Annotated in this window: 22 protein-coding genes and 1 tRNA gene; 9 read left to right on the forward strand and 14 right to left on the reverse strand. The window is 30.3% G+C overall.

Going from position 1 to position 22355, the window contains the following annotated elements; genetic code table 11:
- The first annotated feature begins 513 nt into the window (after positions 1–513).
- From CHSO_RS07605 to CHSO_RS24945, 5 genes are all read left to right on the forward strand, one after another.
- On the forward strand, positions 514–702 hold the full coding sequence (locus CHSO_RS07605) for a hypothetical protein (protein WP_045494411.1): 189 nt from the start codon (positions 514–516) through the stop codon (positions 700–702).
- A gap of 48 nt (positions 703–750) precedes the next feature.
- Positions 751–1836, forward strand: a complete 1086-nt coding sequence (locus CHSO_RS07610) for an IS481 family transposase (protein WP_045492331.1) — start codon at positions 751–753, stop codon at positions 1834–1836.
- A gap of 37 nt (positions 1837–1873) precedes the next feature.
- A complete protein-coding gene (locus CHSO_RS26585; protein ID WP_084220946.1) occupies positions 1874–2026 on the forward strand; it encodes a T9SS type A sorting domain-containing protein in 153 nt (50 codons plus the stop codon).
- A 393-nt stretch (positions 2027–2419) separates the two neighbouring features.
- The gene (locus tag CHSO_RS24940) at positions 2420–4909 is read left to right on the forward strand and encodes an AAA family ATPase (protein ID WP_052480523.1); all 2490 of its coding nucleotides are present in this window, start codon (positions 2420–2422) and stop codon (positions 4907–4909) included.
- Complete coding sequence (locus tag CHSO_RS24945; RefSeq protein ID WP_052480524.1) at positions 4902–5936, forward strand: hypothetical protein; 1035 nt, start codon at positions 4902–4904, stop codon at positions 5934–5936. Before CHSO_RS24940 ends, CHSO_RS24945 begins: the two co-directional genes overlap by 8 nt.
- 26 nt (positions 5937–5962) lie before the next feature.
- Here CHSO_RS24945 and CHSO_RS07625 read toward each other — a convergent pair whose 3' ends face one another.
- The 6 genes from CHSO_RS07625 to CHSO_RS07650 form a co-directional block, all read right to left on the reverse strand.
- Entirely contained in the window at positions 5963–7024 is a 1062-nt protein-coding gene (locus tag CHSO_RS07625; RefSeq protein WP_045494414.1) for a DNA adenine methylase, read from the reverse strand.
- A complete protein-coding gene (locus CHSO_RS07630) occupies positions 7012–8790 on the reverse strand; it encodes a hypothetical protein (protein WP_144428875.1) in 1779 nt (592 codons plus the stop codon). The genes CHSO_RS07625 and CHSO_RS07630 overlap by 13 nt, the downstream gene beginning before the upstream one ends.
- Position 8791: 1 nt before the next feature.
- Positions 8792–10318 carry a hypothetical protein gene (locus CHSO_RS07635; protein ID WP_045494419.1) on the reverse strand — a complete coding sequence of 509 codons (1527 nt, stop codon included), beginning with the start codon at positions 10316–10318 and terminating at the stop codon, positions 8792–8794.
- Entirely contained in the window at positions 10308–11387 is a 1080-nt protein-coding gene (locus CHSO_RS07640; RefSeq protein ID WP_045494422.1) for a hypothetical protein, read from the reverse strand. The genes CHSO_RS07635 and CHSO_RS07640 overlap by 11 nt, the downstream gene beginning before the upstream one ends.
- Before the next feature lie 113 nt (positions 11388–11500).
- Positions 11501–11580: transfer RNA gene (locus CHSO_RS07645), tRNA-Leu, on the reverse strand.
- A 93-nt stretch (positions 11581–11673) separates the two neighbouring features.
- Complete coding sequence (locus CHSO_RS07650) at positions 11674–12441, reverse strand: MBL fold metallo-hydrolase (RefSeq protein ID WP_045494425.1); 768 nt, start codon at positions 12439–12441, stop codon at positions 11674–11676.
- Positions 12442–12495: 54 nt separating this feature from the next.
- Between CHSO_RS07650 and CHSO_RS07655 the strand changes: the two genes are divergently transcribed.
- Together CHSO_RS07655 and CHSO_RS07660 are read left to right on the forward strand one after the other, a co-directional pair.
- Positions 12496–13923, forward strand: a complete 1428-nt coding sequence (locus CHSO_RS07655; protein WP_045494428.1) for a nicotinate-nucleotide adenylyltransferase — start codon at positions 12496–12498, stop codon at positions 13921–13923.
- 11 nt (positions 13924–13934) lie between these two features.
- Complete coding sequence (locus CHSO_RS07660; RefSeq protein WP_045494431.1) at positions 13935–14384, forward strand: GAF domain-containing protein; 450 nt, start codon at positions 13935–13937, stop codon at positions 14382–14384.
- Between the two features lie 57 nt (positions 14385–14441).
- Here CHSO_RS07660 and CHSO_RS07665 read toward each other — a convergent pair whose 3' ends face one another.
- Both CHSO_RS07665 and CHSO_RS07670 read right to left on the reverse strand, forming a co-directional pair.
- A complete protein-coding gene (locus CHSO_RS07665; protein WP_045494434.1) occupies positions 14442–14909 on the reverse strand; it encodes a cupin domain-containing protein in 468 nt (155 codons plus the stop codon).
- A gap of 88 nt (positions 14910–14997) precedes the next feature.
- The gene (locus CHSO_RS07670) at positions 14998–15735 is read right to left on the reverse strand and encodes an ABC transporter substrate-binding protein (protein ID WP_045494437.1); all 738 of its coding nucleotides are present in this window, start codon (positions 15733–15735) and stop codon (positions 14998–15000) included.
- Positions 15736–15931: 196 nt separating this feature from the next.
- Between CHSO_RS07670 and CHSO_RS25900 the strand changes: the two genes are divergently transcribed.
- Entirely contained in the window at positions 15932–16084 is a 153-nt protein-coding gene (locus CHSO_RS25900; protein WP_171817620.1) for a hypothetical protein, read from the forward strand.
- Positions 16085–16156: 72 nt separating this feature from the next.
- Here CHSO_RS25900 and mgtE read toward each other — a convergent pair whose 3' ends face one another.
- From mgtE to CHSO_RS07680, 4 genes are all read right to left on the reverse strand, one after another.
- A complete protein-coding gene (gene mgtE, locus CHSO_RS07675) occupies positions 16157–17479 on the reverse strand; it encodes a magnesium transporter (protein ID WP_045494440.1) in 1323 nt (440 codons plus the stop codon).
- A gap of 349 nt (positions 17480–17828) precedes the next feature.
- Positions 17829–17972 (reverse strand): bacteriocin-like protein, encoded by a 144-nt coding sequence (locus CHSO_RS25905; RefSeq protein WP_165601924.1) that lies wholly within the window; start codon positions 17970–17972, stop codon positions 17829–17831.
- A gap of 156 nt (positions 17973–18128) precedes the next feature.
- Positions 18129–18275 (reverse strand): bacteriocin-like protein, encoded by a 147-nt coding sequence (locus CHSO_RS26590; RefSeq protein ID WP_410493398.1) that lies wholly within the window; start codon positions 18273–18275, stop codon positions 18129–18131.
- 525 nt (positions 18276–18800) lie between these two features.
- A complete protein-coding gene (locus tag CHSO_RS07680) occupies positions 18801–19349 on the reverse strand; it encodes a hypothetical protein (protein WP_045494443.1) in 549 nt (182 codons plus the stop codon).
- Positions 19350–19522: 173 nt separating this feature from the next.
- On the opposite strand from CHSO_RS07680, the gene rpsO reads away from it, so the two are divergent.
- Positions 19523–19792, forward strand: a complete 270-nt coding sequence (gene rpsO / locus CHSO_RS07685) for a 30S ribosomal protein S15 (protein WP_045494446.1) — start codon at positions 19523–19525, stop codon at positions 19790–19792.
- Between the two features lie 324 nt (positions 19793–20116).
- Here the strand turns inward: rpsO and CHSO_RS07690 are convergent, their stop codons facing one another.
- Positions 20117–20476 carry a DUF4260 domain-containing protein gene (locus CHSO_RS07690; protein WP_045494449.1) on the reverse strand — a complete coding sequence of 120 codons (360 nt, stop codon included), beginning with the start codon at positions 20474–20476 and terminating at the stop codon, positions 20117–20119.
- A gap of 337 nt (positions 20477–20813) precedes the next feature.
- Positions 20814–22226 carry a sugar MFS transporter gene (locus CHSO_RS07695; protein WP_232509165.1) on the reverse strand — a complete coding sequence of 471 codons (1413 nt, stop codon included), beginning with the start codon at positions 22224–22226 and terminating at the stop codon, positions 20814–20816.
- Between the last annotated feature and the right edge of the window lie 129 nt (positions 22227–22355).

Genomic DNA, 22355 nt, shown 5'->3' on the forward strand with positions numbered 1-22355 from the left:
TTGATCTTTTGAGAGACCAGGTATTATTTGAGATAATTTAGTTTGAGCTCAGTTATAAAACTATCAGATGTAACAATTCCTTTTCGAATGGCTTAATATTATAAATCAAATATTTTAAAAACATAAATATGATTAAAAATGCTTTAAAAATATTCATATAAATGAAAGTAAAAGCCACACGATGCAATCGTGTGGTTGTGAGTAGAATTAAAGTTTGATTTAAATAATAGAAAATCTCATTAATACACTTACTACATTGCCTAAATGAATTTATAATTTTTATAAGAAACTGCTTTAGCCTAATCAAAATGATTTTTTATTTAATATGATTATAATTAGTATTGAGCCTTACAAACTAAAATATTGTAAAAATAAATTAGAATGAAAAAAGTTCAAAAATCTAAAACTAGAAGTAGACAGTAATAATTCTTTTGACAAATATATTTGGAAAATTAAAATATATAATTGATGGAAAAGATATTGATTGTAAATCCTTAAAATCAATAGTTAAAAATGGACAAGGAAATTCTAAAATTAATAAAAATGAGTGGAAATGAAACAAATAACGTAAGTGAATATTGGAAATATATGGATTATGATGTTTCTGCATTCACAATTAAATGGAACACAAAAGAATCACAAATATTTTTAGAAGATAAAACTTCAGATTTTATTTACTTATATGAATTAGTCAAGACTTAATCTGACAGTTATAATCAAATTAAATAACTTTAAAACAGATTAAGTATTATGACAACACAACAAAAAATCATCAAAAACAAGTTAGGTGTACTTGAATTAGCACAACATTTAGGAAATGTATCCAAAGCTTGTAAAGTAATGGGCTATTCCCGAGACAGTTTTTATCGATTCAAAGAACTGTATGAGCAAGGAGGTGAATTAGCATTACAGGAAATCTCCAGAAGAAAGCCAGTATTAAAGAATCGTGTAGATGAAGTTATTGAAAAGGCTGTTGTTGATATAGCCATTGAAAACCCTGCTTTGGGGCAGCTTAGAGTGAGTAATGAACTTAAAAAGAAAGGGTTGATCGTATCCCCAGGCGGGGTCAGAGGTATTTGGTTAAGACACGATCTACATACGTTTAAACTAAGATTAAAAGCCTTGGAAGCCAAATCCGCTCAAGATGGTATAGTCCTTACTGAATCTCAACTTTCAGCACTAGAAAGAGCCAAGGAGGAGAAAAAAGCTCATGGAGAAATTGAAACTCATCATCCTGGATATTTAGGAGCTCAAGACACTTATTATGTAGGCAATATCAAAGGAGTTGGACATATTTATCAGCAAACTTTTATTGACACGTATTCTAAAGTAGTATTTGCAAAGCTATATGACCGTAAAAATGCTCTTATTGCTGCTGACATGCTTAATGATCAGGTAGTTCCGTTCTTTGAGCAACAGGAACTTCGTTTACTCAGAATTTTAACAGACAGAGGAACGGAATACTGTGGAATAAGAGAACAGCATGAATACCAGCTTTATTTAGCCATTGAAGATATTGATCACACGAAGACCAAGGCTAAAAGCCCTCAGACCAACGGCATTTGTGAACGTTTTCACAGGACAATACAGGAAGAGTTTTATGCCATAGCTTTCAGAAAGAAAATTTACAGAAGTATTGAAGAGCTGCAATTAGACTTAAACAGCTGGCTGTCGTATTACAATAATGAAAGAACGCATACAGGAAAACATTGTTACGGTAAAACACCGATGCAGACGTTTTTGGATAGTAAACCTATTGCAAAAGAGAAATTATTGGAAACTCTTGCAGAGGAACAAAAAATCCTTACTTTTGGAAGTAAGGATAATATTGGATAACTGACAATTATTTTTAAACCCTAACTGTCAGATCAAGTTGTGGCTATTACAGATTATTATTTATAATAGTGATGGCAAAATGATTAAAAAGTCCAATGTTAAGGGGAATTCAGTATTAATTGATAATCTTCCAGAGGGAATATATTTTATTAAGATAGAGGATTGTATAAATAAATTTATAGTTAAATAATCTTTTATTGTAAAACAAAGAATCCATCTCATAACTATTTTATGAGATGGATTTTTTTTTGAAGAGTTAACTGTAACTCAAAATGAAAAAACTGTTCAGATTTTCAAAATCCTGCTCGTAAGCTGTTCAGATTTTATTTATCCTGTTTTTTCGATGTTAAAAGTAAGCATATTTTTTTTAAAAACAAATTTTTAACGGTTGCTAAGTATTTGTTAATAAATTTTTCAGTCATCACTTCCTCAGACTGCTCGTTTTTTCAAAACGCTTGTCATGCGTTGTTTTTTTTTCAAAATTTTTAATAAAACAAAATGGAAAACCGTAATTGAAATAAATAAATTTTCTATATTTTGAAAAATCTTAATAATTTACTATACTTATAAAAAACTATTATTCATGAGTTTCAAAATTATAGCAGTTCGTCCTTTAGAAGGGTGTGACCCCAATATTTTAAAAAATTTAACTACAAATCAATTTTACTTTTTTGATAATAATTACAGCATAGATTTAAATGGTGATTTTATAAGAAAAAGAAACGGTAATTCTTTGCCACAAAATTTTTTTTATGATTTAGAACCGTCTGTTGATTCAACATTAAAATATGTGAATATCCAAGGTTTAGTAGGTAAAAATGGTGAAGGGAAAAGTAGTCTGATAGAGCTTTTGATAAGAATTTTAAATAATTTTTTCAAAACTTATGGAATTGGTGAAGTGACAGAAAAGCTAGTTTTTATAAAAAATTTGCATGCTGATTTATATTACTTAAAAGATGATTCTATTTATAGAATTTATATAAATTCTATAAATGAAAACTCTTCTTCTGGAGATTTTAATATTGTTGTGAGATTTTATCAGGATACAAAATTGATATATAACTCAGAAAAAACATCTAAAAACATTATTGAAGATAATATGATTGTTCTTCAGAACTTATTTTTTACGATGTATATAAACTATTCAATTTATGGATTAGATGAAATTGACTATATTAAAGAGAGTTTAATTAATGCTGAGTTTTTAGATAAAAACGATTTCTTTACTCCACAAAATGAATCTTGGTTGAGTCAAATTTTTCATAAAAATGACGGTTATCAAACTCCTCTTGTCTTACATCCATTTAGAGATAGAGGACAAATAGATGTAAGAAATGAAAAATATTTGATGGATCAAAGATATTTATCTTTACTTCTAGAAAACGAAAATATATATGATAAAATTACTGAAGATTTAATAGTTGACAAATTATCTCTTTTATTAAAGCCAGATTCATTAGAAAATTATGTTCGTGATTTTTATTTTAGATATGGACAGATTGATGAATTAGAAGGGTATGGTGAATATTCATTATATCATTTACAAAAAATGAATGATAATTCTTCTTTGAGTTTGTTAATCCATCAATATGCTGATTTTTTGAGTGATAATAGAAATTTACTTTTAATATTTCAAAAAACTATTAAGAATAATAGAGTAAATACATTAACAGACCTCAATAAAATAAATTTAACTCTTATTGCTAAGGTATTGAATATTAAAGTAGACCTTGAAAACGATGTAAGTTTCGAAGAAATTGAATTAAACGTTAAAAGTTTTTTAGAACATATCAATTGGTTCCCAGATGATGTTTTAATTATAGACAAAATTGAATATATATTATCAGAAACAAGAGGGTTTAATTTTCAAACTTATAACTTATTTCAAACGCTTTGTATTTACTATAATTTTTGGAAAAGATATTTCTCTTTTGAACCTTTAGAAAAAATATCAAATAGTGATATTTTAAAAGAACGTTTATTTAATTACTGCTTAATAAAAAGTTTTAAGACATTAAATTATCCTAAATATAAACAACCTTTATCTGATTCAATCGATAATTTTATGGAGAAATTTGCTTTAAAAGAAACAACTATTAATAAACATATTAAATTTTTGGTAGAATTAGAGGCTGATGATTCTCACATTACATTAAAGCTTCGTCAATCTATTAGATTACTTAAAATGTATTTTGATAACGAAGGAAAACCTAATGAGTTATTATCATTTTATGAGAGATATTTGAGCTCTAATATTGGAAGTTTTGAATTGGAAATTTTAAGTAAATTGATTAATCAAACTTCACAGCATATAAGAGTTGACAAATTATTACTATTACCACCTAGAATTTTTGATGTAGAAATTTTCTTAAAAACAAATGATGAAAAACAAAAAGATATTTCTATAAGAAAGCTGAGCTCTGGTGAGTATCAAAAAATTTGTATAATAAGTTCGATTATTTACCATTTAAAAAACCTTGACTCTGTAATTCCAATTGATAAAGATTTAGAATTGGATAAACCAGCCATATATAATTTTGAAAATATTAATGTAATTCTTGATGAGATCGAATTGTATTTTCATCCTGAATTTCAAAGACAATTTATTAGGCAATTAATAACTAATTTAAAGAATACTAAATTTAAGCGAATTAAATCTATAAACTTCTTATTTGTTACTCATTCTCCATTTATTCTTTCTGATATTCCTAAAAATAATGTTCTTTTTTTAGAAAAGGGTAATCCTGTATTTCCGATGACAGAAAATACATTTGCATCAAATATTCATACATTATTGCAACATGGTTTTTTTCTAAATTCAGTTCCCATTGGTGAATTTGCAAAAAACAAAATTAATTATTTATTTAAGGTTCTACATGAGGGTAACATTGCGGATCATAACGGGAATGATATTTATGAAGAGATTCTTATTGTAAGTGAACCTTTTATCAAGGGACAATTACTTAAATTATATAATGATCTAAGTTCAAAATCTAAAAACTTAGAACTTGAAAAAATTGTAAAAGATCTTAGAGACGAAATAAATACACTAAAAGAAAAGCTAAATGATTAGAATTAACAAATTATTTGTAGATGCTCAGAGAGTAGTATTTTTCAATCTAATCAAGAAATACTTTAAGTATAAGGAATATTCTTTAGATAAAAATAAACGTAGGATTGAAAAAGATAAGTTAGTCAGAAAATTTAAAAGTAAAAAAAAATTAGAATTTAAAATGTTACGTTTTTTTCATACTAATCTGGAAAGGATAATTCTTGCGGAGCCCAAAGATATGATGAACTTAAATAACGAATTCTTAACTTTTTTAAATTTTCGTGAAAGTGATATTGTACATAAAGCTCAATTTGATAGATTTAAAAATCAAATGGAATATTATTATAATACATTTTTCCAAGTTAGATTTGATTTTAAGGGCGAAGAAATCAGTTACGGACGTTGGTTAACTAAAATGCTAAACGTTAAAGTTTGTCCTTATTGTAATCATAATTACATTTTTACCATAAACAATAATGATCAAAAGGTCTATTCCAGACCACAGTTTGATCATTTTTATCCCAAAAAAAAATACCCTCTATTTGCGTTATCATTATACAATTTAATACCTGCATGTGCTGTTTGTAATAATATTAAAGGAGAACATGAGATATCATTTCACCCTTATAGAGACGATTGCTTTGAAGCGGTAACATTTCATATTAGTTCTAACGATGGTAAGAAGATTGATAAGAATACGGATATTTCAAAATGGATAACAGAAACTTCAAAATTAAAAATAGATTTTGAGCATTCATTCGATGGTAAAACTATTACAGATAAGGATGAGAAAACAAATTTTATGAAAAGGTTAGGTATTAATAAAGTCTTCGAAGAACATATTGATTATGTTGATGAAATAGTTGGCAAAATTTATGGATATAATAATGATTATTACACTGCATTATGTAATGATTTTCCCGGATTAGGTAAATCTCCTGAACAAATAGACTTAATTATTTGGAACGCTTATTTACAAGATAATAGCAAACGACCAATGTCAAAGCTGACGACAGATATTCTTAAACAATTTGATATAATAAAGTAAAAAGGGCTCTCAAAAAGCCCTTTTTCTTATAGTAATATATTCTTAGCGATTATTAATACCTCGTTATTATTAATATTATTCCTATTTAAAGCATATCCATAGTTACCTAAATCAATAACTGAAACTTCGAAATTATTATTAATGCTTCTAAGTAACTCAGCCATGTCTTCAATACTAGGAACACCATTGTTTCTGTACGAAATAACTATATGAGAATCAGTATGATTTAAAAGAAGTTGTTGCAGGTCATTTAGAAAAGTAGTTTTGCTTTCAAATTCTAAAGATTTATTAATAGTAATTTCTTTATTTTTCTTATTATGATCAATATTTTTTTGTATTTCATCATAGTGCGCCAAACCTTCTAAAAAATGATACTTACTATGATAAGTAGTATTTGAACCAGATGTGAAGTAAGGGGGATCAATATATAACAAATTTGCCTGAGCGTTACATTGAAGGGCACTTGAATTTAGGGAAATATTTTCTTCTCCATTGTCAAAACAAAATTCATCTAACTCATTTATGAATCTTTCAAATAGCTCTGAAAATGATCTTTCCCAAGTCTTTTTATTACCAAAATTTCCTTTCTTATAATTTAATCTCATATTCAAATTATTTCTATGAAACAAATTATATGGTCTTTTTATAATACATGATTGGAAAAGTATATAATAAGCACTAGCCTGTAAATTTTCGTTTTCTAAAAAATTAATATTTTGAATAAAAATATCTATTTGATGATTTTCTTCATCGGTAAAATATATTCCTGTGAAATTTTCTGTTATTACATTTCGGTAAATAACTCCTTCAATTGGAAGTAGCATATTTCTAGCTCTTTCTAATGTAAGCTCATTAGAGCTTTGCTGTATAAGCTTTTTACCAATTATTGAGTTAAATCTAAAAATATCATTATAAATTACCTGTTTACTTTTACATTTAGCGTAATAGGAAAATAAACCTGTTCCTCCAAAGATGTCTAAAACGGAATCAAATATTAGTTCTTTTCTTTCTATTTCATTCCAAATTCTTTCAACCAGTTTTCTTTTTGAACCGTAATATCTAGTGACCGGAAGTCTTATTTTGGACATGTTTCTGTAATTATTTTTTTTAGTTTATCGTATTCGGGTTCAGCAATACAAGTTAAATTTTTATCCTTAATTGTAGATATAGGAATTGAAAAGTGGTAAGGTAGAGTAAAAAAGCCATCTCTTTTATTGTTATAGTCTTCTTTACTTTCAATAAAATGTTGATAAGCATCAACATTTTCATCACTGAATCCGGCAAGAATTACATACTCTACATTCAATATTTCTGTATCCAGTATACCTAACTCGTTTTTTAAGGAAGCCTCCAGTTCTGAAGATTTTCGTATATATGAGTAAATGTATTCTTTGTTAAGTTTGGTCTTGGCTTCTATAAAATATATTTTGTTTTTTGTATGAGAATAAATAATAAAATCTACTTCCCATTTTTTTTCATTATTAATAGTAAATACAGCATTTGGAATATAGCTTGAATCATGTTCTTTTAAAATATTTTCTACTGTATCTTCAAAATATTTTTCTAATACGTAAAAAGCAATCTCAGGTTTTAGTATTGAAACTAAATTTCTCTTAATTTTTTCAGGAATTGACTTTCTATAATGTGAGAATTGTTTTGGATTTTTAGGCTCAATCCAGTGTAATAAATTATATTCGTCTTCCTTTTTTTGATTTGTATATACACATAATCCAGTCTCATCTATATGCTCTGGAAAATATAGTTCATATTCTTCTAAAAATTTTAGTTTTTCAGTATATGTATAATTTCTGAAATATTTTTTGTAAGAATCAAATATTTCTATATCTGCGGGGATGTAGAGATTTTTTTTAAGATTAGATAATAACTGTGCGAAATCACTTTTCCTTGAATCAGAAATGAAATCATTGATTAAAGTGCTAGAGTTTGTTTTTCTATTTTCTGAAGTAGTAAAGCTATCTTTAATTAATGACCAATAATAAAAATTTCTTTTGTCCTCTTTTACATATTTTATAATGTTTGCGTTAATAAATGGTAATACAATATCATTTATTTTTATTCCTATTTCATGGTCTTTATCTTTAAGAACAAAATAGTCCTGTTCATCATTTAAGTTTGGAAGAACTATTTTAAATTTTTGTTTATATGTTTTTCTATTTAACCAAATATCGTCTGTGTCTACCTTATCTAATTCAAATTTAGAAGTGTCTAAAAAATCAAAGGATAAATATTTATGGTTTATTACGCCAGATTGTTTGTCTAATTCAAGGACATCCCCATATAAGAAAGGACTGTTCAGTTTATGAATATTATTTAGTGCCGATTTAATTCTTAAATCTTTTAGATATCCTATAAGAGCATTAATTATATTTTTATTATTAATAGCATTTTTTACTCTTTTTATGACTTCGGAACCTGTTTTATCAAAACTATAAAGTATTTTTTCTTCTTTTTGTAAGAACGCAATATCAGATCCTTCTAAGAAATTTAAAATGTCAACGTCATTAAATAGCTGATCATTATAGTATGTACTTATTTGCCCAAAAAGATCATTTTTTGAATATACATATATTATCTCATCTTCACCTTCATTCTTATCTCCATCCTCATTTTCATTCTCTTTTTCCTTTAAAAGAAGATCTTCTTTGATTATTCCTAAATCCTTATATAAATTGTCATCAAATAATTCAACAGCTAATTCAATATCTTTGTTAGATGTTGTTTTATTTTCTAATTGTAATAAGATATCGAAAGCTATATTTAATACCGTATTAATTATATTATCTAGCTTAACTTTATATTTAAAACAAAATATTCCAGTATGATTATCAAACATGTTACAATTGGTTCTTTGTGTAAGAAGAAATGACATTATCAAGACTTTCTTGAAGATCTATATTTTGACGATATAATTCTAATAGAGTAAAAAGCTCTTTTGGCTCATAATCTATTATTAATAGTTGTTTTTCAATTTCTGAAAAACCACTATAATTTAGTTCTAGGTTACTAGGAGAATAAATGATAATTTTTTTAATATCTTCATTCTTTTCCTTGTTTAGTAGTTCATTAATGTTAATAAACTCATTTTCAATATTATCTTTATCTTCATTGAAAATGAAATATTGAATTTCATTAGAGATCGAGTCTAAAAAGTATCTTTCTTGTTTTTTTAAGAACTCAGCTCTATTATGGGAATCTAAATAATACTCGAGTGGATCAAAAAATTTCCTATGAATATTTTTAAATGCATCGTCTTTAATTAAGTTGTCATATGTATATTCATATTCTTCATATAAACTATTATCTGATAATAGTTTTTGTAAAGATTGAAATTCTTCAGACGATTCACTCAATAATATTTTAGAAATTTCTTGTATTAATAATCTATTTTCTGAGATTTTTAGACTATCCAATTTGTCAACACGTTTCAGAACTTCTTCAATATCATTTTCAGTCTTGAATATTTCATTTAAATATTCGATTAACTCTTTTTTATCTTTTATTTTTGAGATTGGTTGGATACTTATTATATCTTCTCTTACTCTTGTATAAACTGCATAATTAGTTTCTTCTAATCTTTGTACTTTTTCACCTTCAGTTATTGCAATAATTAAATAATGTCCATTTATTTTACCAAATAGATCTATTAACTCTCTATAAGAAGTAAGGAAATGATTAAACCTAATTTTTGACCGTTCGGATATTTTTTCAACTTCATCAATACCAAATACTAAATATTTTCCATAATAAGAAATTAAATTTAATAGTAGTACTAAGATTTCTCTACGATTATAATCCTTTAAATGGCTTAAATTAAATCTATCAAAATATCTTTTATTGGCTAATCTCCCTGTTCCTAGGTATAGAAGTTCTTTTAATTCATCTGTATTTTCCGTAGAAAATAATTTTTCAGTATATTCCTTTATCTCTGCAAAAGACTCTTGGAAGTCGTAAGCAAAAACTGGATAATTGTAATTGTTTTTTTTAGATTTAATTATAGCTTCTATAATTATATCCAAATAAGTATCTTCTATCTTTTTTAAGAGAAATACTACCAAATCAATACGATCTGGATCAGCTCTAGAATATATTATATCTATATTATATTCTGGGTAGGTTTTATTAAAAAATAATTCAAGATATCGTAAAACATTAGTTTTTCCATTTCCATAAGCAGCCGTTATGTAGGAAGTGGTCATTCGATCACCATCAATTTGTAATATTTTGTCTTTGATTCCTTTTTTTAAATTGTCTTGATTTACAATATAATATGGTAATTCAGGAACTTTACCTTCTTGGATGTCTCTTTTAAAGCTTTCTCTTACAGGGATAGTTAGCTTACTCCAAATGTTATTAATTTCCATGTTCTTTTATTTTAATGCTTAAGACAGGCTTATTTCTTATATAAAATCTTTTGCGTTTATCAATAGATGTTACTATATTATTAAAAAAAATGTTATAATTCTTCCTTTCATTCTCATAAAAATCTGATAAAAATAGTTGATAATTTTCTCCCCCCATTCTTAAGAATTTTTTCACATCATAAAGATTTGCAAATCCTAATTCATTTTTCGTACTTTTTTTAAAAGCCAGAATAAATTTATTTTTATTATTTATATACTTCCTTTTTTCTAATAATGTTGAATTTAAATATTCATTGAATTTATTATCAATATCTTTCTTTAAATCATAATAATTATCATGTAGTATTTTTAAATAGAATAATCTAATCTTATTATTTTTCCCAATAACATCTAATTCTCTTATCCAAAAGTTTCTCACAGCATTATAATTGGTTAGACTTGATGTGGTATAGTTAAAATGCCTTATATTATAGTATTTATCAAGGAAATTGAACTTATCAGATGAAAGATCATTAATTTTATACTTTCTTCCAACTACCTCAAAATAACAATTAGAAATAAAGAAATGAAAATCTTTATCTAAAATTGCTTTAAAGAATATTTCTTTGTCACTCATGGTTAACTGAAAATCTCTACTTTTTTTATCAAGTAACTCTTTTCCTTTTGTAGAGAGTGTATAATTTTTATCAATAAATTCAAATTTATCTTTAGCAAGATTTATGTAATAGGAGGCTGCTTTGTAAGTGCTGTATATAGATTTATCTAATGAAGATACTCTTTTTTTTACTTTTGCATTAATTATATTTACAAGATCATCACCCTTATATTGTTTAAGAAAATTATAAACATCTTTTATTGATGATAAACTTGGCAAACCAGTCGTTTCTTTTGGTGCTTTTTTTGAATATTGTTTATGTAGCTTTTTGATTAAGTATATATAAAATTGTACATAAAAATCAGATTTGCTAATATTCTCATTTTCTTTAACAAAAGAGCAAACCCATTTAATCGTATTTAAGTTCTGATTAAATGGTCTGTGGAGACTTTGGATGTATCGTATATTAATCATTAGTTACTAAATAACAAAGATGTCAAAAAAAGATTAATAAAACAATAGCCACCTTTTTGACCACCCTAAAAATCAAAATCCCCTGAAAATCAAATGATTTCAGGGGATTTTTGTACCCAGGACCGGGATCGAACCGGTACTCCTAAGAACTGGTGTTTGAGACCAGCGCGTCTACCAATTCCGCCACCTGGGCTTGATGTTTACTTCAAACGTGATGTTCGTTTCAAATTGGTGTGCAAATATAGGAACTTTTTTCAATGTTCAAAAGCTTTTTGGAAAAAAAGTTTTAAAAATTTATCTCCAAACCATCGTAGGCAAGGTGCATTCCGGTTGGAAGTAGTTTATCTTCAATATCATGCAGGCCTAAATGATGGCTAATGTGAGTTAAAAATAATTTTTTAGGTTTTAGCTCTTCAAACAGTTTGATAACATCGGGAAGGATAAAATGAGCCGGATGCGGATCAAATTTTCTGATGCAATTTAAAATCAATACATCCAGATTCTTTAATTTTTCCTTTTCCGTATCAGAAATAAAGCCTGCATCTGTAATATAAGCCAGATTTTTAAATTTATATCCAAAAACACTTATTTTAAAGTGAATCACTTCAATTGGAGTGATCTCTGTATCCAATACCTGAAAAGGTTTATTTTCAATTTCATGAAGCTCGAAAGCCGGAGCACCGGGATACCTTACATCTGCAAAAGCGTAAGGAAAACGGTTTTTAATCTCATGGGCAACTCTTGAATAACAATAAAGTGGAACATCTTTTCCGCTTTTAAAAATAAGCGGACGCATATCATCAAGTCCAATCACATGATCATTGTGTTCATGAGTAATCAGTGCGAGATCTACAGTATGTTCGTGGTTGGTAAGCATTTGTTGCCGGAAATCCGGACCGCAATCTATGAGTATTTTTTTATTTTCATCCGTAGTTACCATCACAGAAGAGCGAAGACGTTTGTCTTTTGGATTTTCGGAAATACACACCTCGCAGGTGCAGCCAATAACAGGCACACCCTGGGAAGTGCCGGTTCCTAAAAATTTCAACTTCATTTTGTTTTGAGGTTGGTTTAATTTTGGTAAATTTACAAAAAATTTAATGTCCTAATGTATCAGAAACTAACTCCTAAACAAAAAGCATTAACAATTAATCTAGATCCTACTATTTATGGTACTTTCGCAGAAATTGGAGCAGGGCAGGAGACTGTTCGTCACTTTTTTAGAGCAGGGGGAGCTTCCGGTACGATTGCTAAGGCGATGTCTGCTTACGACAAAGATTTTAGTGATGCCATCTACGGGAAAGAAGTAAAAAACAGGTATGTTACCCAAAACAGACTTCGTAAAATGCTCCGCTATGAAGTAGCATTAATCGAAGAGAGAATTTCAAGGGATAACAATCCGGACAGAAAATTCTTTTCCTATGCCAATACAGTAACTACCATCAACTTCGACAAAACAGTAAAAGGCCACGGCTGGGTCGGAATCCGTTTTCAGACTAAAGAAAATGAAGATTATAATGAGATCGTTATCCATGTGAAATTCAATGAGAATGATGCTACTTTGCAACAGGAAACACTGGGGAATCTTGGAGTAAACCTTATTTTCGGAGCTTTTAATTACTTTGATAATCCAAGAACTTTAGTAGAATCTTTATACGATGATGTGGCAAAGGACAACCTTGAAATTGATATGATCGATTTCAGTGGTCCTGCTTTTGAATATGTAGACAACAGACTGATGTCTCTTCAGTTAGTGAAAAATGGTATGACTGATGCTGTGATCTTCAACTCTCAAGGTAATAATATGCTTCCGGCAGATGTTTTATACAAAAAAAATATCTTTGCGGTAAGAGGAAGTTTCAGACCTGTAACGAAGGTTAATATTGATATGCTTCAGAACGGAATGGATATGTTCCTGAAAGATGCCATCTGTACCCATGAAGAAACAGAAGTTCTTATTGAAATTACCATTTCCAATCTGAGAGCAGACGGAGATATTGATGAAAGAGACTTTCTGGATAGAGTAGATATTCTGGGCAAATTAGGATATACCGTTATTATTTCAAACTTCTCGGAATACTATAGACTGATTGATTATTTTGCGTCTTACACAAGTGGAAATATCGGAGTTGCAATGGGAGTTAACAACCTATTGATGGTATTTGATGAGAAATATTATCAAAATCTTTCTGGAGGAATTCTTGAAGCATTCGGTAAGTTTTTCCGAAACGGAATGAGAGTGTATCTGTATCCTTACAAAGATCCTGAAACTCATCAGCTATTGAATTCTACCAATCTTAAAGTAGAAGAAAATCTTAAAGAATTGTATAAATATTTCATGCGAAACAATCGTATTGTAGATATTACGAATTACAATCCTGAGTTTTTGGAAATCTACTCAAGAGAGATTTTAAGAAAAATAGCATGTTGCATTAAAGGCTGGGAAACTCAGGTTCCGGAAGGTGTAGCAGAAATGATTAAAGAGCGTGGAATGTTTGGCTATAAAGAAGAACTTCCTTTAAAACAATTCTCTTAAAAATTAATATAATGTCAGAATTAAAGAAAAGACTTTCCTCTATTCTTGAAAGTCCAAAACATAATACAGAAGAGAAGCTTGAAAAAGTTTGTCACCTGCTAGATCAGGAAATCTCTTATTTTAACTGGACAGGTTTCTATTTTAAAAATGGAGATAAAGATGAATTGATCTTAGGCCCTTATGTGGGAGCTCCAACAGATCATACAATTATCCCTTACGGAAAAGGAATCTGCGGTCAGGTAGCTGTTTCCAATGAAACATTTGTAGTGCCTGATGTGCATGAAGAAAGTAATTATTTAAGCTGTTCAATTGATACCAAGGCTGAAATTGTAGTTCCAATCTTTAAAGACGGGAAAAACATCGGCCAAATTGATATTGATTCTCATACAATTAATCCTTTTACGGCTGAAGACAGAGAATTACTGGAATGGCTTTGTAATGAAGTTTCCAAGATTTTGTAATCAATTTCAATAAGAATATAAAAAAACTCCGGTCATAAGAGCTGGAGTTTTTAATTTTTATGGATTGTTAGTTGTGATGACAAACATAATTAAAGGCCCATCACCTGTATTTTCAATAGAATGATAGCCTATAGAACTGATGGCCGTAATATCTCCTTTCTGAAGTGTTTTTGTCCGAATTGGTCCGTCGGTTCCGGTTCTTTCACGATATTCTCCGGCTCCATGTACAACCACATACAATTCTTCTTCGTTTCTTTCATTATGAGTATGAAAGCCAGATTCATCACCTTTGTTCAGTAGAACCATATAAGCTGCCAGACGATTATTGGCCAGTTCTTTCTGATCAAACATTTGTATCATATGCACAGTTCCGTTTCCACCATACATATGTTCACGTTTATCAATGCGCGTGAAGGCACGTTCATCCTTTCCAAATGGCATTATGTAAAGGTGGATGTATTTCGAAACCTCTCGTATAACGTGTTCAAATTCTGCTCCTTCAGATAATATAACAGTACCGGACATATGTTTTTGTATTAATTCAGATCAATGTACCAAAATTTATAGGATCAAACAAGGAGTAATTTTGATGAGAGACTTTTTCTATTAAAAATTATATTTGCATAGCATGTATTTCCGCCAGCAATTCTTTAAAATAGTTCTCACATTTCGCAATATGTGTTCCATACCAGGAAAACACCTCTCCATCCACAATCATAATCTTTTTCTCGGGATAAAAAGCCTGCAGTTCTTCAATATGTTTCTCTTTGAAAGGGAATGGCTCAGAAGACAGCATAATAACATCAGCTTTCTCCAGATCTTCAGGAGTAATTTCAGGATATCGGGTTTTGTCTTTAAAAATATTTTCAAAGCCTATTTCCGTTAGTATCCTATGAATAAACGTATCTGAACCAATGGTCATATAAGGGTTTTTCCAAATGAGATAAGCTGCTTTTACAGGAGTATCAAGCTTAGCCTGATTAAGTATTTCGTAGATTTTAAGATTGAAAAGTTGGGCTTTTTCTTCCTTTCCCAGCAACTTTCCCAGATTTTTAAGCAGATAATAATTATCTTCAATAGTTTCTACATTGGTTACCATAACCTTGAAGTCATCCATTAACGCCTCAACCTGTTCTTTGATATTTTCCTCTTTATTTGCAAGGATTAAATCAGGCTGGAGCGCTTTAATTTTTTCAATATTGATATTCTTTGTTCCCCCAATGATAGGAACATTTTTTATCTTTTCTTCGGGATGGATACAGAATTTTGTTCGCCCGATAACTTCATTTTCCGTAAGGCCTAAATCAAATAATGCCTCTGTGATGGATGGTACTAGAGAGATCACTTTCATCTCTTAAAGATAAGAAAATATATAATTTTGAGATGATAATTGTGGTTAATCTGTAATATTACTATTTTTAATTGGTGTATTAATAAATTTTCACTGATTCGTTATTTATATTAATTAATTTGTTATTTTGGATCAATGAAAATAGCGGTACCTGAAAAGCTTATAGAGTAAGGGATAACCAAAAGCAATTTTAAACATGAAAAACTTAAAAAGTATTGAAAGAAAAGAATTAAAAAAAATTAAGGGTGGAGAAATAATTCCACCAAAAGGGGAATGTACAATGTTTTGTGAAATTACAGGAACTAATGTACCATGTAGGTTTATGAGTATATTCTGTCCTCAACCTTAGACAATAATTATTACCTCTTCATAATCCTTAAGGGGTTATGGAGAGTTTATTCAATATGTATCAGTTAAAATTCTAGAGCAGTTTTCCTGTTAGGAATAAACCGGCTACCGTAAAATAGATGATTAATCCTGTAACATCCACCAATGTCGCTACAAATGGAGCAGAAGATGTGGCAGGGTCAAGATTTAGCTTCTTTAAAACAAATGGAATCATTGAACCTGATAAAGTTCCCCATAGCACAATAGCAATCAGGGAAACAGACACACTCAATCCTACATATACCCAATATTGACCATAATCGAAAAGGCCTATTTTTTGCCAAAGCATAATTCTGATAAACCCAATCACCCCTAGAATAGCACCCAGGCACAAACCGGAGATGATTTCCTTTTTCATTACGTACCACCAGTCTTTCAGACTGATCTCCTGAAGGGCCATTGCACGGATAATCAATGTTGCAGCCTGAGATCCTGAGTTACCACCACTGGAAATAATCAATGGAACAAATAAGGCCAGAACAACCGCTTTTTCAATTTCTTTATCAAAATAACCCATTGCTGAAGCAGTCAGCATTTCAGAAACGAATAAAATAATCAGCCATGTTGCTCTTTTTTTAATCATTTCCGTCCATGATGTCTGGATATAAGGAAGGTCTAATGCTTCCAATCCCCCGAACTTCTGAATATCTTCGGTATTCTGTTGTTCAATCTGGTCAAGAATGTCATCAATTGTCACAATACCTACCAAAACACCGGCTTCTGTAATAATTGGAAGCGCTCCACGGTCATATTTTTCGAAATAGGTTACTGCATCCTCTTTAGAAGTTGTTGTAGTGATGGCTACAAAATGATTGTCTGTCATATCAGAAACCAAAGTATCTTCCTCTTCTAATAATAAAGTTCCGATGGCAAGGTCATCAATCAGGCGGTTTCTTTCATCCACTACATACAGGTAGTTCATGGTTTCCACCTTTCTTCCTACCTTTTTTATCTGTTGAAGACATCTTTTTACGGTCCATTCCTTACGGATCTGGATGTAATAAGGCGTCATCAGACGGGCAATGGAATCAGAATTATAGCCCAATAGCTTCAAGGCAATCCTTCTTTCCTGTGGATTAAGATGATTAATGGAATATTTAATCAGTTCATCAGGAAAGTCCTCAAAAAGGGCCGTCCTGTCATCAGGAGTCATGGCATTCAAAATTTCGGAAACCTCGTCACTTCCGATACTTCTGATTGTATCTTCTTGGAAATCAGGATCAAGATGAGAGAATACTTCTGCTTTGTACTCTTTTGGTACCTTCAGAAACGCAAGCAGTCGCTCGTCAGCTGGAAGTTCGCTGAGAGTTTCGGCAATGTCGGCGGGATTGAAGATAAGTTCGTCTCTAGAGTTCAAAACGTGAATTTTTAGGATATGCAAAAATAATTCAAATTTTTAAGACTGAGTAATAAACTGGGAAATTTAAGGATTTATTAAAGTCTAAGACTTGAAAAGCGGCATTAAAAAACACCCACCGAAGCGGATGTTAAAAATTAAATTTAAAAAATATCCTTTTAATCAAGAATAGGTTCGCATTCTATAATAGGAGAGAGTAGACAGAATCCTCCAGAACAACATTCACCGGGATCACATTTAGGATAAGTACTTCTGCATTTTTTCATTTGCAGGCTTCCTTTTATTTCTATCTGCTCCTTTCGGTTTAATCTTTTAAGATTTGAATTTGATTTACATTCAAAGTTCGGAATTATTCTTCAAAACAGATATATTCCATACATACTCCTTTGCAGCACATTCCGAAAATACATTGTGAGTGTTCTGTACATCTTGTAAGACCTGCTCCCTTAATTTGCTTTGCAGTTTCTCTGCTGATTTTCTTTAGATTTTTCATATAATTTAGTTTTAATGTTAGACTAAAATAGTGATAATTTTTAAATTAATCATTGTTTGGTGAAAATATTTAGCTTATAATCAGATTGTTATGTGTATTTTGTGTCTGTTATAAAAAAGCATCTGCAAAAACAGATGCTAAAAGTATTTTTATTTTCTAATCTATTATAGGACACATGTAGGGACTGCAAACACCATCACAACACCATCCTATTGTACATGGTCTTGTATTGCTACATCTCGCAATAGCTCCTCCATTGATTTGCTTTGCTGCTTCTCTGTTGAGTTTTTTTAAATTTTTCATAGATTTTTGGTTTTAATGTTGGTCTAAAATAATAATTTTTTTTCAATTATTCATTGTTTGGTGAAAATAATTAATTAAATATCAGTTATTTGTTGCTATGTTTTTGAAAAAAGGAAAAGCCTGTTTATGATAAACAGTTATTATGCATTGGAGGTTAAAAGGATTATAATTCTTGACAAGGAGCATAGATACAAGCATTTCTGCAGGACACATTTCTGCCTCTGCCCAGAATCTCTTTTCACTGATTCTGTTTAATTTCTAATGATTCGGATTTAATGGAAAACTAAAGTAATGAAAAGAAGAACAGTGATATAGAATGATAAATATATACTACAGGAAAAGAGCTATCAATAACAGATGTTTTTTATTTTATGATGGCTCTTATTGAGGTTTGAAAATAAAAGTAAAAGAGAAAATAGAACTTTGTTGAATGATTGATGATTCACTTGCGAAACAAAATTGACTATCGATAATTCCACCAATAGTAATATTTCTGACTGAGCTTTAAACCTAAAACTTTGAACTTTACAATTCCGATTCCGTAGGTTTCAGTTTTCTCAACTTTTTAATGATTCCCTTGATGGCTCCTTCCGTACCTATTTTTACAGAATTTACCGTAGAACCCAGAAGACGCATATTTTTACGATAAGTATCATGATCTGTTTCTGTAACCAGATTTCCATCAGCTCCAAAAAGCTTCATGCTTACTACCACCTGATTGGAGAAAACGTATTTCCCGAAGCCTACTTTGAAGTAACGTACTTTGGAAACAATCGCAAAATCTGCATCGTTATTAGAACAATAATCCATGATGGTCTGCTTGTCTATGCTGTCGAAAGGAACCTGTACTTCTGCTCGGAGCATTTTATTTCTTCTTCCACTGAAATTATCAGAAACGGCATCAAAGAATGCATTGTTGGTAGGCTCCTTAATTTCATCAATATCAGGCTCTACCTCGGGATTGAAGTATAGAACTTTTTTTATTTTATCATCAGCATTTCTTTGTGCTTGTACTGAAGTAAAGCCAATGAATAAAAAAGTAGTAACTGCTGTAAAGAATATAAATTTTCTCATTTGTAATTCGAATGCAAAATTACTGCCTTTTCGTTGAATTGTGTAAAATTTATTAAGAAATTTTTAACATTTTTTTCTATCAAATTTGATATATGAAATCAATAATGTTTGCAGAATCAAAAAATAGTCGTAATTTTGCACCCGTTACATAATAATCATTAAACAATATTGGAATGTACTTAACAACAGACAAAAAGCAGGAAATTTTCGCACAACACGGAAAATCTGCACAGGACACAGGAAGCGCAGAAGGACAAATCGCTCTTTTCACTTTCAGAATTAATCACTTATCTCAGCACTTAAAGGCTAACCGTCATGATTTCAACACAGAGAGATCTCTAGTGAAATTGGTAGGTAAGAGAAAAAGTTTACTAGATTACCTTAAGAAAAAAGATATCGCAAGATATAGAGCAATTATTGCTGCATTAGGACTAAGAAAATAATCTATAAAGATTTTCAAAATAAAGCAACTTCGAAAGAGGTTGCTTTTTTTGTTGTATATTATTTTGAAATCGGATGTCATAAAATTCCAATGCCAGAAGGTATCAGATCATTTCCGTTAAGACTATGTTTAGATTCTTACAGAATGACATAATTGGATTGTTGGCTTATTGATGTAACTTGCATTCCGTAGGAATTCAACCTTCATTATTCGTAAAGAATTGAAAAGAATAACTGTAACAAATGTATAGTTAAAGTTGTAAAAATTCCCTTTCTCCAAAAGGGTGGCAAAAATTCAAGGAATTTTTAATGAGGAGGTTAATCAATTATTCCATTTTCTTCCCAATCTTTCCTAAATGCGTATTCTGGAAACTATCCGGATATTTCAATCCATAGCCTAAGATCCTATCAAATGCAGAGTGTGAAAATAAAATGGCTCCAATCATTTGTAAATAGGGTAGGGATAATGCGGTTCCGGCAAGATAAACAAGAATTGCTACGCCAAAATGATGGAAAAGATTGTAACAAAATGCTCCTGCCTTATTATTAACTGTATATCCCAGCATGGAAATATCAGGAGCAAGAAATAACCCCGCAAACCACCACCAAGAATATCCTGTTTGTGAAAAAGCTAGAACTCCTAAGGCTAAAAAAGCTGCGTATTCAAGTTTTAATTGGATTTTCATCAGGAAAAAGATTTACTTGATTTATACAAAATAGGTCGGAATTTCATGAGTAAAGTTACATAGTAAGATCAATAAAGAAATTTTTGCATTTGTAGCTAAAAAAATGGTGGAAAACGCTAAAGTTTTTAGAAGATCAATCTGTTTTTAAGGCACAAAGATTTTATCTCCGATAAAATAGCACACTGCTTTATAACGCCATAAATACACCAATGAGATAATATTTGACAAACCATCTATGTCTCTAGGTAGTTTAAATAAGAACCTAGACTATGTAGTGAAAAATAACAGGCTGTCTCAAAGATGAAACAGCCTGTTATTTTATTTATAGATGTATTATTTAATGTCCTGATTTAGCCTCAGTAGTTTCTACATGACCAAGATATTTGGTACAGTAAGCTCCGAAAATTAAAATCACCAAGTAGCAGAATACAGGAATAATAAATGAATGCTGTACTCCAAACTGATCAGCAAGATAACCCTGGAAAATGGGAACAATAGCGCCTCCCAAAATTGCCATTACTACTAAGGATGAACCCTGACTTGTATATTTTCCTAATCCTGAAATGGCTAAAGTATAGATATTAGAGAACATGATGGAGTTGAAAATTCCGATTCCTAATACACTGTACATTGCCATTTCTCCATGGTTAACCATAGTTGAAATCAATAGAATAACATTGATGGCTGCAAAAATAGAAAGGGTCCTTGCCGGAGCCGCTTTGCCTACAAAGAAAGCTGCGAAATTTAGTAATATAAATACTAAGAAGAAGCTAATTTGTTCAAAACTAAGGTTTACAATACTGAAAATTACCAGGAAAACTAATGTTGCGGTACCTAACATCAATATTGCTTTTTTAGCCTGGCTAATAGACTGATTTAGTGAAATAGCTCCTAAGAAACGCCCGATCATGGCTCCTCCCCAATATAAGGAAAGATAATTTTTACTGATTGCTTCGTTAAATTTCATGGTTTCTTCAAGAAAACTGATGATGAAACTTCCTACAGCGACTTCACCGCCAACATAGCAAAACATAGCAAAAACTCCGAATTTTAAGTGGTTGAATTTCAAAGCACCCCAACCCAGTACGGTTTCTTCAGTCTCTGTTTGAAATGATGGAAGCTTTACCCTTGAAATTAATAATCCTACTAATAGAAGAATTGCTGCGAAGATCAAATAAGGAATTCTGGTGGCTACTGCACTGAAAGTTCCGTCCGGCTCAGAAAATAATTCAAAAATTAAATGTCCACCCAATACCGGAGCAATCGTTGTTCCGAAAGCATTGAAAGCTTGGGTCATATTCAATCGGCTGGATGCTGATTCTTCTGAACCAAGTAATGAAACGTAAGCATTGGCCGTGATTTGTAAAACCGTAAATCCTAATCCCAGAATGAATAGAGCTCCCAGAAATAATGGATAATAAGAGAACGTTGCTGCCGGGTAAAACAGGATACAGCCTAATGCTGCCAGGCCGATTCCGAACAAAATTCCTTTCTTATATCCCACTTTGTTGATGGGGTCACCTTTAGAAATCGAAATCAGAAAATAAATCAGAGATCCGATAAAGTAAGCTCCGAAGAAACAGAACTGTACCAGCATGGATTCGAAAAAGGTGAGTTTGAAGAGTTGTTTCAGATAGGGGATCAAAATATCATTCATGCAGGTGATGAATCCCCACATAAAAAACAGCAGGGTGATGGTAATTAATGGAACCGTGTAATTCCTGCTCTGAGTTTGTACTTCTTTATTCATAAACATTTATTTATTCCTTAGCTTTTCTGCCTACAGCATATATTTGTTGAAGCAGGGCAAATATAGGGATCAGCCCATGGTTCTGCAATTATTATAAGGGTTTTTACAATGGAATTTATACTTTTTATG

This window comes from Chryseobacterium sp. StRB126, assembly GCF_000829375.1.
Taxonomy (GTDB): Bacteria; Bacteroidota; Bacteroidia; order Flavobacteriales; family Weeksellaceae; genus Chryseobacterium.

What these genes read in the sequence shown, in the direction of transcription:
- CHSO_RS07605 (WP_045494411.1), top strand. Translation starts at nt 514, where the DNA reads ATGGACAAGGAAATTCTAAAATTAATAAAAATGAGTGGAAATGAAACA.
- CHSO_RS07610 (WP_045492331.1), top strand. Translation starts at nt 751, where the DNA reads ATGACAACACAACAAAAAATCATCAAAAACAAGTTAGGTGTACTTGAA.
- CHSO_RS24940 (WP_052480523.1), top strand. Translation starts at nt 2,420, where the DNA reads ATGAGTTTCAAAATTATAGCAGTTCGTCCTTTAGAAGGGTGTGACCCC.
- CHSO_RS24945 (WP_052480524.1), top strand. Translation starts at nt 4,902, where the DNA reads ATGATTAGAATTAACAAATTATTTGTAGATGCTCAGAGAGTAGTATTT.
- CHSO_RS07625 (WP_045494414.1), bottom strand. Translation starts at nt 7,024, where the DNA reads ATGTCCAAAATAAGACTTCCGGTCACTAGATATTACGGTTCAAAAAGA.
- CHSO_RS07630 (WP_144428875.1), bottom strand. Translation starts at nt 8,790, where the DNA reads ATGTTTGATAATCATACTGGAATATTTTGTTTTAAATATAAAGTTAAG.
- CHSO_RS07635 (WP_045494419.1), bottom strand. Translation starts at nt 10,318, where the DNA reads ATGGAAATTAATAACATTTGGAGTAAGCTAACTATCCCTGTAAGAGAA.
- CHSO_RS07640 (WP_045494422.1), bottom strand. Translation starts at nt 11,387, where the DNA reads ATGATTAATATACGATACATCCAAAGTCTCCACAGACCATTTAATCAG.
- CHSO_RS07650 (WP_045494425.1), bottom strand. Translation starts at nt 12,441, where the DNA reads ATGAAGTTGAAATTTTTAGGAACCGGCACTTCCCAGGGTGTGCCTGTT.
- CHSO_RS07655 (WP_045494428.1), top strand. Translation starts at nt 12,496, where the DNA reads ATGTATCAGAAACTAACTCCTAAACAAAAAGCATTAACAATTAATCTA.
- CHSO_RS07660 (WP_045494431.1), top strand. Translation starts at nt 13,935, where the DNA reads ATGTCAGAATTAAAGAAAAGACTTTCCTCTATTCTTGAAAGTCCAAAA.
- CHSO_RS07665 (WP_045494434.1), bottom strand. Translation starts at nt 14,909, where the DNA reads ATGTCCGGTACTGTTATATTATCTGAAGGAGCAGAATTTGAACACGTT.
- CHSO_RS07670 (WP_045494437.1), bottom strand. Translation starts at nt 15,735, where the DNA reads ATGAAAGTGATCTCTCTAGTACCATCCATCACAGAGGCATTATTTGAT.
- CHSO_RS25900 (WP_171817620.1), top strand. Translation starts at nt 15,932, where the DNA reads ATGAAAAACTTAAAAAGTATTGAAAGAAAAGAATTAAAAAAAATTAAG.
- CHSO_RS25905 (WP_165601924.1), bottom strand. Translation starts at nt 17,972, where the DNA reads ATGAAAAATCTAAAGAAAATCAGCAGAGAAACTGCAAAGCAAATTAAG.
- CHSO_RS26590 (WP_410493398.1), bottom strand. Translation starts at nt 18,275, where the DNA reads ATGAAAAATTTAAAAAAACTCAACAGAGAAGCAGCAAAGCAAATCAAT.
- CHSO_RS07680 (WP_045494443.1), bottom strand. Translation starts at nt 19,349, where the DNA reads ATGAGAAAATTTATATTCTTTACAGCAGTTACTACTTTTTTATTCATT.
- rpsO (WP_045494446.1), top strand. Translation starts at nt 19,523, where the DNA reads ATGTACTTAACAACAGACAAAAAGCAGGAAATTTTCGCACAACACGGA.
- CHSO_RS07690 (WP_045494449.1), bottom strand. Translation starts at nt 20,476, where the DNA reads ATGAAAATCCAATTAAAACTTGAATACGCAGCTTTTTTAGCCTTAGGA.
- CHSO_RS07695 (WP_232509165.1), bottom strand. Translation starts at nt 22,226, where the DNA reads ATGAATAAAGAAGTACAAACTCAGAGCAGGAATTACACGGTTCCATTA.